This is a genomic window from Billgrantia lactosivorans, assembly GCF_003254665.1.
Taxonomy (GTDB): Bacteria; Pseudomonadota; Gammaproteobacteria; order Pseudomonadales; family Halomonadaceae; genus Halomonas; species Halomonas lactosivorans.
Genome location: NZ_QHGY01000037.1, coordinates 1 through 680, shown reverse-complemented (window position 1 = coordinate 680; position 680 = coordinate 1). Strand labels below are relative to the sequence as shown.

The 680-nt window shown below is 70.1% G+C and carries 1 protein-coding gene; it reads left to right on the top strand.

The window, feature by feature from the left end:
- Positions 1 to 680, top strand: a 680-nt coding sequence (locus DIS04_RS20280; RefSeq protein ID WP_245904670.1) for a methyl-accepting chemotaxis protein, incomplete at both ends; no start/stop codon positions are given.

Sequence of the window (680 nt, the reverse complement as noted above, 5' to 3'; positions counted from 1 at the left end):
GTCGTGACCCCTGCGTCGCGCTCCATCGCCCGCGGCAACGAGGACCTCTCGGCGCGCACCGAGCAGCAGGCCGCCTCGCTGCAGGAGACCGCCTCCAGCATGGAGGAGATGACCACCACGGTGCAGCAGAACACCGACAACGCGCGCCAGGCCAGCGGGCTGGCGCTGGACAATGCCAGCCGCGTGCGCGACACCGGCGAGCTGATGCACGGCGTGGTGCAGACCATGGGGCGCATCACCGCCGGTGCCGAGAAGATGAAGGACATCATCAACGTGATCGACTCGATCGCCTTCCAGACCAACATCCTGGCGCTGAACGCCTCGGTGGAGGCGGCGCGGGCCGGCGAGCAGGGCCGCGGTTTCGCCGTGGTGGCGGGCGAGGTGCGCAACCTGGCCGGGCGCAGCGCGGATGCCGCCAAGGAGATCCGCCAGCTGATCGACGGCTCCGCCAGCGAGATCCACGAGGGGGCCAGCCAGGTGCAGCGCGCCGAGAGCGCCATGGCCGAGGTGGTTTCGGCCTCGCAGCGGGTCAACGACATCATGGGCGAGATCACGGCGGCCTCGGAGGAGCAGAGCGGCGGCATCGGCCAGATCAACCAGGCGATCACCGAGATGGACCAGGTGACCCAGCAGAATGCCGAGCGCGTGCAGCAGAGCGCACGGGCGGCCAGCGACCTGCA